The organism is Lacisediminimonas sp. (assembly GCF_030645335.1).
In the GTDB taxonomy this organism is placed as follows: Bacteria; Pseudomonadota; Gammaproteobacteria; order Burkholderiales; family Burkholderiaceae_D; genus Lacisediminimonas.
In genome coordinates this window covers 1-10084 of sequence record NZ_JAUSNH010000247.1, presented here as the reverse complement: position 1 = coordinate 10084, position 10084 = coordinate 1, and the positions used below count along the sequence as shown (strand labels likewise).

At 63.8% G+C, this 10084-nt stretch carries 12 protein-coding genes; 4 read left to right on the top strand and 8 right to left on the bottom strand.

Annotation, left to right across the window (positions count from 1 at the left end; genetic code table 11):
* The 3 genes from Q7T64_RS18150 to Q7T64_RS17085 form a co-directional block, all read right to left on the bottom strand.
* Positions 1–79: prepilin-type N-terminal cleavage/methylation domain-containing protein (locus Q7T64_RS18150; protein ID WP_370653358.1), on the bottom strand; the 79-nt coding region annotated here is incomplete at its 3' end.
* Positions 67–546, bottom strand: coding sequence for a type II secretion system major pseudopilin GspG (gene gspG, locus Q7T64_RS17090; RefSeq protein ID WP_304798206.1), 480 nt, complete (start codon positions 544–546; stop codon positions 67–69). The genes Q7T64_RS18150 and gspG, both read right to left, overlap by 13 nt.
* Before the next feature lie 481 nt (positions 547–1027).
* Positions 1028–3271, bottom strand: coding sequence for a PhoX family phosphatase (locus Q7T64_RS17085; protein WP_304798201.1), 2244 nt, complete (start codon positions 3269–3271; stop codon positions 1028–1030).
* A gap of 187 nt (positions 3272–3458) precedes the next feature.
* Here Q7T64_RS17085 and Q7T64_RS17080 point away from each other — a divergent pair, with 187 nt between their 5' ends.
* Positions 3459–3791: a cupin domain-containing protein gene (locus Q7T64_RS17080; protein WP_304798196.1), complete on the top strand. Its 333-nt coding sequence runs from the start codon at positions 3459–3461 to the stop codon at positions 3789–3791.
* Between the two features lie 65 nt (positions 3792–3856).
* Here Q7T64_RS17080 and Q7T64_RS17075 read toward each other — a convergent pair whose 3' ends face one another.
* The 5 genes from Q7T64_RS17075 to Q7T64_RS17055 all read right to left on the bottom strand — a co-directional run bounded on the left by Q7T64_RS17075 (position 3857) and on the right by Q7T64_RS17055 (position 6637).
* Positions 3857–4882, bottom strand: a complete 1026-nt coding sequence (locus Q7T64_RS17075; RefSeq protein ID WP_304798193.1) for an NAD(P)H-dependent glycerol-3-phosphate dehydrogenase — start codon at positions 4880–4882, stop codon at positions 3857–3859.
* The gene (locus Q7T64_RS17070; protein WP_370653357.1) at positions 4875–5321 is read right to left on the bottom strand and encodes an SH3 domain-containing protein; all 447 of its coding nucleotides are present in this window, start codon (positions 5319–5321) and stop codon (positions 4875–4877) included. Before Q7T64_RS17070 ends, Q7T64_RS17075 begins: the two co-directional genes overlap by 8 nt.
* Before the next feature lie 22 nt (positions 5322–5343).
* Positions 5344–5835, bottom strand: coding sequence for a protein-export chaperone SecB (gene secB, locus Q7T64_RS17065; protein ID WP_304798188.1), 492 nt, complete (start codon positions 5833–5835; stop codon positions 5344–5346).
* A 63-nt stretch (positions 5836–5898) separates the two neighbouring features.
* The gene (grxC, locus tag Q7T64_RS17060; protein ID WP_304798185.1) at positions 5899–6168 is read right to left on the bottom strand and encodes a glutaredoxin 3; all 270 of its coding nucleotides are present in this window, start codon (positions 6166–6168) and stop codon (positions 5899–5901) included.
* A 67-nt stretch (positions 6169–6235) separates the two neighbouring features.
* Positions 6236–6637 carry a rhodanese-like domain-containing protein gene (locus Q7T64_RS17055; protein ID WP_304798210.1) on the bottom strand — a complete coding sequence of 134 codons (402 nt, stop codon included), beginning with the start codon at positions 6635–6637 and terminating at the stop codon, positions 6236–6238.
* Positions 6638–6722: 85 nt separating this feature from the next.
* On the opposite strand from Q7T64_RS17055, the gene gpmA reads away from it, so the two are divergent.
* From gpmA to Q7T64_RS17040, 3 genes are all read left to right on the top strand, one after another.
* Positions 6723–7469 carry a 2,3-diphosphoglycerate-dependent phosphoglycerate mutase gene (gene gpmA / locus Q7T64_RS17050; RefSeq protein WP_304798181.1) on the top strand — a complete coding sequence of 249 codons (747 nt, stop codon included), beginning with the start codon at positions 6723–6725 and terminating at the stop codon, positions 7467–7469.
* 11 nt (positions 7470–7480) lie between these two features.
* On the top strand, positions 7481–8851 hold the full coding sequence (locus Q7T64_RS17045) for a murein hydrolase activator EnvC (RefSeq protein WP_304798179.1): 1371 nt from the start codon (positions 7481–7483) through the stop codon (positions 8849–8851).
* Between the two features lie 271 nt (positions 8852–9122).
* The coding region (locus Q7T64_RS17040) for a S41 family peptidase (RefSeq protein WP_304798177.1) at positions 9123–10084 on the top strand (962 nt) is incomplete at its 3' end.

The window sequence follows — 10084 nt, the reverse complement described above, 5'->3', positions numbered from 1 at the left end:
TCACCAGTACGACCAGCAGCTCGAGCAGCGTGAAGCCGCGTGCGGGCCGCAGCCTGTGCCATGCCGTCAAATGTCCCACGACCCGATGTCGGCGTCATTGCCAGCACCACCGGGCTGGCCGTCAGCCCCCAGCGAGAATATATCGACCTCTCCCTTCACGCCGGGGGACAGGTACTGGTATGGATTGCCCCACGGATCCTTGGGCAACTTGTCGATGTAGCCGCCGGTCTTCCAGCCATTTGCCGGCGGGCCGCCCTGCGGTCTGGTGACCAGCGCCTGCAAGCCTTGCTCGGTGGTCGGGTAGCGCTGGTTGTCCAGCCGGTACAGCTTGAGCGCCTGCATCAGGCTGGAAATATCCTGGCGCGCCGCAGAGATGCGGGCATCGTCTGCGCGTCCCATCAGCTTGGGAACGACCAGCGCGGCGAGTATGCCCATGATCACCACCACAACCATGATCTCGATCAGCGTGAAGCCGCGATTGCGGCGCGCCACGGGCGCCCTGGTTTTTGGAGCAGCGACTGGAGCGGGAACTGATGCTGTGCACATGAGTGTTTTCATCAAGGGTCGAAGAGTGATATTGAGTACGAGTATAGAACCCGGCTACCGTGCCTCCACAGTTATTAGCTTGAGCGAGAGCAACGAACCGACACAAGCCTTTGGCGCCGGGCTTCCCGGAATGAATGGCGCCGCCTGGCGCCGACATCCATGATCAACAAATGTTTATTGGAGGTGTTGAGGGCGAGCAATTCCCTGCTTATACGAAAGCAATTACCTGAGTGCAGGCTAACACGCTTCGCTGGTTTGATTTCGCGCAAGGGGAAAAGTGCCGCCTGGGCAGCCAGGTTCATCGGACGAAATGCGCCCCACCGGCATCGCGGTCGACGCAATTATGGCGAGCTGCTGCGTTTACAGCCAGGCAGCACGGCTGCCCGGGCCTTCACAACGACGCAGGGTGAATTTCCAGTGCCGCACTGCCGTAACCAGCCACGCCGGTTACGGCAGCATGCTGCCACGCGTGGCGCGACGATCAGATGCCGATGCGGCCGCCGTCGTCACGTGTAATGACCACGGTCGCCGAGCGCGGGCGGCCGTTCGCACCGCCCGCGCCGTAGCCGGCATTGGCGGGCCAGTGGCTCAGGTACTTGTCCGGCTGCGCAATGTTGGCTGCCGTGATGGACTCGCCCGGATGCTGGATATTGACGAACAGCGCCCGGCCGTCCGGTGTCTCGGCAAGGCCTGTAATCTCGCAATCGACCGGGCCGACCAGGAAGCGTTTGAGCGTATCGGGGGTGGCTGGCTTGCCAACCGGCGCGCCGACTTTGAGCACGCTGTTATCGCTCCTGGTATAGGCGATGGTCCTGTTGCCGCCATCGCCGACCCGGCCGGGAATCGCCCCCAGCATCATGCAGTTGGAGGAATCGGTGTAGGCGCTGTCGTCGGTCTGGATCCAGCAAATGCCCGTGGCGCGGGAGAACACCAGGCCGTCCGGGCTGGAGAAGTCCTGCTCAGCGGTGAGCGAAGACAGGTTGATGCGGGCCGGATCGGCGTCGGACTGCGCACCGAACAGGTAGACATCCCACTTGAAGCTGCGCGCCGCATTCTTGCCTACCGCTTCCGCAATGCGGATGATATGGCCATTGACGTTGCCGGAACTCGATTTGGCTGGGAAGGACTGGCTGGCGGCGCGCGTATCGGCGTAGGCGCGCGGGTTGGCAGCGTCCAGCCCAAGCTGGCCAGCGCCCGGCTCCAGCCTGCGGTTGCTGTTATTGGTCAGCGTGACGTAGATCTCGCCAGTCACGGGGTGGACGCCGCACCATTCCGGCCGGTCCATCCTGGTGGCGCCGACCGCGTCTGCCGCGATGCGCGCGTTGATCAGCACATCCGCCTGGTCGGCGAAGCGGTAACCGGCCCAGTTGGCGATCGCAGGATTGGCGATGTCCAGTTCTATCCAGCGCCCGCTGCCGTCGTCGTTGAATTTCGCCACATGCAGTTTGCCGTGGTCGAGATACTTGTTGCCTGCGGCAATACGATTGGCGGCGCTGGCGTCCCTGGGGTCCCAGTTCGCAGCCGACACGTACTTGTAGATGTATTCGCCACGGGAGTCGTCACCCATGTAGACCGCAAGCGGCTTGCCGGCGCCAAGCAGGCCGAAGGCGGCGCTCTCATGTGCGAAACGGCCCAGCGCAGTGCGCTTGCTGATGCTTGCCGACTTGTCATACGGATCGATCTCGACGATATAACCAAATCCGTTTAGCTCATTGCGGTAGTCATCGGCGCCGTCCGGCGAGGCGCCAAGCTGGCTGATATTGAAACGGCGGTAGGGCTCGGCATTGGCCGTGGTTTCCCAGCCATGCCGGCTGGCCGCGCCCTGGCGGCGACCATAGCGATTGAGCGAGGTCACGCTCTTGTCGTTCCCACGCGCCAAGTCGTCAGCGGGACCGCGCGTGAAATAACCGGCCCAGTTTTCTTCTCCGGTCAGCAGCGTGCCCCAGGGGGTGCGGCCGGTGCCGCAATTATTGATCGTTCCACGGGTTGCGGTACCGGTGGCCGAATAAGCGGTCTTCATCATCGCGCTGCCACGCGCCGGACCGGAAATTTCGATCGGGGTCAGGGGTGTGATGCGGCGGTTCATTGCCGAATCCTGCACGGTCGCAAACGAAGCCCCGACCCGCCTGATCTCGACGATCGACACGCCATGCGCCGCAATCTCCTTGTCGGCTTCGGCAGCCGGACGCGGGTTGGCGCTGGCGCCGTTCACATGCAGGAAGTGTTGCGTGATGGCCTCGTGATTCATGGCCAGCAGGCCGCGCCCGGAGCTGCCAGGGGCCGGCGCGCCCGCTGCCGACAAGCCGAAGTACTCCATGCCATCGGCATGGTCGCCCGCGCGCATCTCGAAGCCGGTGTCGGTGCCATCGTTACGGTATGGCGCAGTCGCTGCAGCCAGCGGATCACCGAGCGCGTACAGCACAGTTGCCGTATAGCCCGTCGGCACCACCAGGGAATCGGCCACGCTCTTGGCAACCGCATTGAAACCAAGCCGCGCCCTGGCAGGTGCTGCGCCTCTTTGCTGCGCGCCGCTTGCCGAAGCAGCCATGGCCGGCGCACTCAGGGCGCCGAACATCGCACCCATGGCAGACACTGCAACGCCACCCAGCACCTGGCGCCGCGACAGGCGCGCCTGCAGGATGCTATCGAAACCTGGATTGCCGGAATCGTTGCTGCCAATATCGTCCGGGTCAGCGAGATGTCCCTGGCTGCTCAGTTCGCCCATGTCTTGATGCCCCTCTCGACCAAGTGAATAATCAGAACGATCATACAAACACCGTGTTACCGGATTGTGAACCGGCAATCACCGGGAAATCCTGTCCTGCATGAACGAGCGCAACCGGCGGCGCAGTTGAGCGTGATATACCGTGGGAATTGCCGTAGCGGTTTCCCCAATTCATCAAGGAGCAGTCATGTCACAAGCGCATGCATCATCAGGCGATCTGGTGGATGTTCGTCCGCACGCAGATAAATTGAAGCAAGCCGTTTCACTTGCGGTATTGCGCACCGACCGGCTGGAAGTAATGCGACTGGTGCTGCATGCCGGCAAATCAATGCGCGAGCACCAGGTGCCGGGCGAATTGACAATCCAATGCATCGAGGGGGTCATCGACCTGCAGGCCCACGGCACGGTAACGACAATGTGTGCGGGCCAGATGGTCTACCTGGAAGGCTCTGTTCCGCACGCGCTGGTAGCGGTCGAAGATGCGTCACTGCTGGTCACGGTGCTGCGCAACCAGCACTGAAGCGGTGCCGGTGCGCCGCGCGCAGGCGGCGCGGCTGGACCCGGCCGGAGAAAGCGCAAGCGCGCTCAGGCGACCTCGTTGCGCGGATCGCGCGACAGCAGCCGGGCGACGGTGTCGCGCGGCGACTGGCCGTCGAACAATATGGCCGCCACGGCATTGGTGATCGGCATCTCGACGCCGCGCTCCCTGGCAAGGTCGCGCACCGCCTGTGCGCAACGCACGCCTTCGGCCACATGGCCGAGTTCGGCGACCACGTCGGCCAATGGCTTGCCCTGCGCCAGCCCGATCCCGACGCGCCGGTTGCGCGACAGGTCGCCGGTGCAGGTGAGGATCAGGTCGCCCAGGCCAGCCAGGCCAGTGAAGGTTTCGGCACGGCCGCCCAGGGCCACGCCGAGCCGGGTGATCTCAACCAGGCCGCGCGTGATCAACGCGGCGCGGGCATTGAGCCCGAGCCCCATGCCGTCGACGATGCCGGTGGCAATCGCCAGGATATTCTTGACCGCGCCACCGACCTCGACACCGATCAGGTCGTCGGTCGCATAGATGCGGATTGCGCCGCCGTGGATCGCCGTCACCACGTGCTTTGAAAATTCGCTGTCGGCGGTGGCCACCGACAATGCGCAGGGCAGGCCCTGAGCGACTTCCTGCGCGAACGATGGTCCCGACAGCGCAGCGACCGGAATCCGGCTGCCGAGCACTTCGCGCACCACCTGGTGCGGCAACAGCCGCGTGCCTTGTTCAAGCCCCTTGCACAGCCACACCAGGCTGGCGATGCCATGGTCCTTGACCTGGCTGACCAGGGGCCGCAGGCCGGCAACCGACGTTGCCACGATCAGCAAGCCACCGTCCGCCGCCTGCGACAGTGCGAATGGCAGGTTGGCCGTGATGGTGACGTTGGCCGGTATGGCCACACCAGGCAGGTAGGATTTGTTTTCGCGGGTGGATGCCAGTGCGGCGACTGCTGCGGCGTCGCGCGCCCACAGCACCACCTGGCGCCGTGGCGCCAGCGCAATGGCCAGTGCAGTACCCCAGGCGCCGGCGCCGAGGATCACGATCGGCGCGGCGATAGGCCCTGCGGCCTTGTCACTCACCCCAGACCTCGGTCACCCGGACATAGCCCGACTGGCCATCCGCATGGCGCACCCGGACCCAACCGGAAGTGGGCGCTTCAAGCCGCTCCAGCAATACATTGCGTTCGGCACGGAACACCAGTGGCGATCCCTCGTCCGCAGCCGCCTGCACGCGGGCCATGGCGGCGGTGACGACCAGGTTGCGCCTGGGCTCCAGCGATTTTGCGGGAAGCCAGGAAAGCTCGCCGCTGGCGTCGCGCACCTTGATCCACTCGCCGTAGGTGATGACGACTTCCACCGGCATGCCGCGCGGGGCGATCGCCAGCTTGCGCGCCCGCTCCGAGGGGGCGTCGACCAGCACCGCCGGCGCCGCTCCGACAGACCGGAACTCGGCCGCCTGCGCCAGTCCGGCAAGCAGCAGGAGCATGGCGCCAGGCAGCCAGGTTCGACCGGTTTTCATTGGCGGCTCAGTGCTGCTGCACTCAGTGCTGGGCTTGCGAGCCATCCGGCATGATGATGCCGGCGCCGCCGGTTTGCTGCTGCGCCAGCGCGGCGCGGCGCTGCTCGTAGAACACCTCGAAATTGATTTCCGACAGGTGCACCGGCGGGAAACCGGCGCGGGTCACCATGTCGGCGATATTGGCGCGCAGGTAAGGATAGATGATGTTCGGGCAGCCGATGCCCAGCAGCGGGTCGAGCTGGTCTTCCGGAATGTTGCGCACTTCGAAAATGCCTGCCTGCTTGCCTTCGACCAGGAAGGCGACCTTGTCGCCGACCTTGGCGGTGACGGTGATCGTCACGGTCGACTCGTAGATGCCATCGGCCAGGACCTCGGCGCCGACGTCGACTGCGACTTCCATCGCAGGCGGCTCCTGTTCGAGGAAAATCGCCGGCGAATTCGGCTGCTCAAGCGACACGTCCTTCAGGTAGACGCGCTGGATCTGGAATACGGGTTGCTGGTTTTGTTCGGCCATGACGTGCTTTCTGGTGTGAGGTAAGAGACTGCGCCCGGCGCTGCCGGGCACCGTTTGGGGATGTCAGGCGCCCTGCAGCAGGCTGTCGAGCCGGCCTTCGCGGTTGAGTGCCGACAGGTCGTCGAAGCCGCCAACGTGGGTTTCGCCGATGTAGATCTGCGGCACCGTACGGCGCCCGGTTTTCTGCATCATTTCGTCGCGCTGGACAGGATCGAGGTCGATGCGGACTTTTTCGATGGTATCGACTCCCTTTTCCTTGAGCAGGCGCTCCGCCATCTGGCAGTAGGGGCAGACACCGGTGCTATACATCAGGACGCGCGGGCGATCGGACATGGTATTCCCTTCTTTTTACTGTTGCTGTTGCTGTTGCTGTTGCTGACGCTGCTTGTCTTTCGGTTGCTTACTTCGTTACCGGCAAGCCCTGGGCCTGCCAGGCGGTGATGCCGCCGCTTAAGCTGTAGGCCTCTGCGAATCCAGCCTTTTTCAGCCTGGCGCAGGCGCGCGACGATTGCGCGCCGCTCGAACAGGTCAGGATGACCGACTTCGCCTTCGACTTTTCGAGTTCGCCGATGCGTTTGGCGAGTTCATTGAGCGGGATATTGCGCGCGTCGCGCAGGTGTCCGGCCGCGAAAGCCTGCGGATCGCGCACGTCGACGATCACGGCTTTGCCCTGGTTGATGAGCTGTGTTGCCTGCAGCGGCGTCACTTTGCTACCGCGGGCGGCGATGCTGGGCCAGAACAGGGCGCCGCCGGCAAGCAGGGCGGTCAGAAGCAGCCAGATGTTATCGATTAGGAATTTCACGTAGAAGAGTTGGGTTGGCGAAAACCCGATCATTATAAAATAGATGTCTGATCTCATCCCTCCACATCTTCGAATACCGCCATCCATGTACAAGATCGTCCTGATGCGCCACGGTGAATCCACCTGGAACCTCGCAAATCGCTTTACCGGCTGGACCGATGTCGACCTCACCGAAAAGGGCGTCAACGAAGCCCTGCAGGCCGGCAAGCTGCTGATTGAAGCCGGGTTCAGCTTCGACCTGTGCTACACCTCGGTGCTGCGGCGCGCGATCCGTACGCTCTGGCTGACCCTGGACGAAATGGACCTGATGTGGCTGCCGGTGGTGCATAGCTGGCGCCTCAACGAGCGCCACTATGGCGCACTGCAAGGGCTGAACAAGGCCGAGACCGCCGCCAAATACGGCGACGAGCAGGTGATGGTCTGGCGGCGCAGCTATGACGTGCCACCCGAGCCGCTGGACCCGGAAGATCCGCGCGGATCGTACAACGACCCGCGCTACGCCAGCCTGGACCGTTCCGAAATACCGCGCACCGAATGCCTGAAGGACACCGTGGCGCGCGTCATGCCGATCTGGGACGAGTCGATTGCGCCGGCGATCCGCGGCGGCCGGAAGATCTTGATCTCGGCCCACGGCAACAGCCTGCGGGCGCTGATCAAGTCGCTCGACAAGCTCACTGACCAGCAAGTGGTCGGCCTGAACATACCCAACGGCCAGCCGCTGGTCTATGAGCTCGACGCCGACCTGCAGCCGATCCGCAGTTATTACCTGGGCGATCCGGCCGCGATTGAAGCAGCGCAAAAGGCCGTCGCCAGCCAAGGGAAGGCGAAATAACCGGCCCGGTGATGGCCCTCCGAAGTAGCGCTCGCCGCCGGCGCGCGCTGGCCGTGCTGCGGCCGCTGATGCTGGGTGTATTGCTACTGGCCGGCTGCTCGCAGGCGGCGCAAGCCGCACCCAGCGAGCGGCAGCGCCAGAAGCATGCGGCCGAACAGGAACGCGCCGCACTGCGCGGCAAGCTCGCCGGCTTGCGGCGGGACATCGAGCGCACCGAGTCCGCCAGGAGCCACGCGTCAGATGCGCTGGCCGCCTCGGAACGGGCAATTTCCCAGGCCAACCGGGCGCTGGCCGAGCTGGCGCAGGAACAGCGGGAAACCGCCGCCCGCATCGACACCCTGCAACAGCAGCATCGCACGCTGGACAAGCAGATCGCCCAGCGCAAGCAACAGCTGGCGCGGCTGGCGCATGACCAGTACCTGACCGGCGGCAGCGACCGTTCGCGCTTGCTGCTGTCCGGCGACAATCCCAATCGCATCAATCGCGACCTGCAATACCTGGGCTACGTGTCGAAGGCGCAAGCAGCAGTGATTGCCAGGCTGCAAGCCGACCTGGGCAAAATTGACGACAATACCGAACAGACCCGTTCGGCCCAGCAGGACCTGGAAGAAATTGCTGCCGACCAGCGGCAGCAAAAGGCGCTCCTCGAAAAAGAGAAGTCGAAACGCGCAATATTGCTGGCCCAGCTATCCGATAAGCTCAATGTGCAGCGCAAGGAAGCCGGCAGCCTGCAGCGCGACGAGCAGCGCATGGCGCTGCTCGTGGATCGGCTGTCGCGCCTGCTCGAACAACAGCGCCGTGCCGAGCTGGCGCAGGCAAGGCAGCGCGAACAGGCGCGCCAGAAGGCGGCACAGAAGGAGGCCGAGCGCCAGCGCCGGCTGGCCCAGGCCAAAAAACCGAACGCGCCGTTCAAGCCGGACCCTATCGACAGCGACGAAAAGCCGCCGGCGACGGAGCCCGCCGCAGCACCGCCGCTGGCCGGCGCCGATATGGCGGCGCTGCGCGGCAAGTTGCGCTTGCCGGTAAAAGGTGAACTCGTGGCGCGCTTCGGCAGCCGGCGCGTTGAAGGCAACAATTGGAAAGGATTGTTCATCCGGGCGCAGGAAGGCGCCGAAGTCAGGTCGGTGGCCGGCGGACGGGTCGCCTATGCCGACTGGCTGCGCGGCTTTGGCAACCTGATCATTATCGACCATGGCAACCAATACTTGAGTATCTACGGCAACAACCAGGCCGTGCTGAAGCAGCCGGGAGATGTCGTCAAGACAGGAGAAATCATTGCGAATGCAGGCAATAGCGGCGGCAATGAATATTCAGGTTTATACTTTGAACTGCGTCATCAGGGTCGCGCGATCGACCCATTGCAATGGTTGGCAGCCCGATAATGGCAAACCGGCCAGAGGCTTTTGCCGGCAAGCGCAGGATGTCGCTGTAATTTGATGTCCCGGGATTGAAATGCCCGGGAACGGGTCGATCTTGGTCCGGAGTGAGTAACGCGAGTATCAGACTGGCGCCGCGGGGGAAGGGCGCACGGTTACCGGGCACCGTGCAGGATGCTGCTGCACAAGGCAGGCTGCGCCATGTTTGCTTCCCTCATCAGTCGTCGAATCGCCCGCCGGTCAGCAGACTTGCGGAGGCAACCATCGCAGGTGAGAAATGAGCAGCAAATTCAAGAATATCAGTCTGATCACGCTAGGCGTGCTGGCCGGCGTGGCAGGGTCGATGCAATTCGACGCGCTCGCGCAAAGGAGCGCCGGTTCGCCGCTGCCGGTCGACGAGCTGCGCCAGCTGGCCGACGTGTTCGGCCTGATCAAGACCGACTATGTCGAATCGGTGGAGGACAAGAAGCTGCTGACCGAAGCGATTTCCGGCATGGTCGCCTCGCTCGATCCGCATTCCGCCTATCTCGACAAGAAAGCCTTCAAGGAGTTGCGCGAAGGCACGCAAGGCAAGTTCGTCGGCCTCGGGATCGAAGTCGGCATGGAAGACGGCTACGTCAAGGTGATTTCCCCGATCGAGGATTCGCCCGCCTACAAGGCCGGCCTGAAAGCGGGCGACCTGATCACCCGTCTGGACAACACGCCGGTCAAGGGCATGACGCTGGACGAGGCCGTCAAGCGCATGCGCGGCGAACCGAATACCAGGATCACGCTGACGGTGGCCCGCAAGGACGAGGACAAGCCGCTGCTCATCAGCATCGTGCGCCAGGAAATTCGCGTACAGAGCGTCAAATCCAAGATCGTGGAACCCGGCTTTGCCTGGGTGCGCGTGTCGCAGTTCCAGGAGCCGACGGTTGACGACCTGGTGAAGAAGCTGACCGCGATCTACGCGCAGGACCCCGGCCTGAAGGGGCTGGTGCTGGACCTGCGCAATGACCCGGGCGGCGTGCTGCCGGGCGCGATCGGCGTGTCGGCCGCATTCCTGCCCAGGGATGTGCCCATCGTCTCCACCAACGGCCAGTTGCCGGATTCGAAGGCGACTTTCTACGCCCGCCGCGAGTTCTACGCCACCCGCTCCAGCAGCGGTGACCCGCTGAACAAGTTGCCCGAGGCTTTCAAGAAAGTGAAGATGGTCGTGCTGGTGAATTCCGGCTCGGCTTCGGCCTCGGAGATCGTCGC